We start from the raw sequence: 267 nt of genomic DNA, 5'->3' as shown, positions 1-267 counted from the left end.
CTCTAGTCAAGTGAGCGATGGTGCTGGAGCTGTTCTTCTCATGAGGAGGGACGTAGCGATGAAGAAGGGACTTCCTATTCTTGGTGTTTTCAGGAGCTTTGCTGCTGTTGGAGTAGATCCTGCTGTTATGGGTGTTGGTCCTGCAGTAGCAATACCAGCTGCAGTGAAGTCTGCTGGACTCCAGATTGAAGACATTGATCTGTTTGAATTGAATGAGGCCTTCGCTTCGCAGTTCGTGTATTGCTGCAACAAGCTGGGACTGGACAG

General features: G+C 49.4%; 1 pseudogene. It reads left to right on the top strand.

Annotated elements, in window-relative coordinates:
• Positions 1-58 precede the first annotated feature (58 nt).
• Positions 59-267 (top strand): annotated as a pseudogene (locus PZC42_RS24790) (acetyl-CoA C-acyltransferase); the annotation flags it as partial.

Source organism: Isoptericola croceus, assembly GCF_029382255.1.
In the GTDB taxonomy this organism is placed as follows: Bacteria; Actinomycetota; Actinomycetes; order Actinomycetales; family Cellulomonadaceae; genus Isoptericola; species Isoptericola croceus.
The sequence above is the reverse complement of the archived record's forward strand: the minus strand, read 5'-3'. Positions and strand labels throughout refer to the sequence as shown.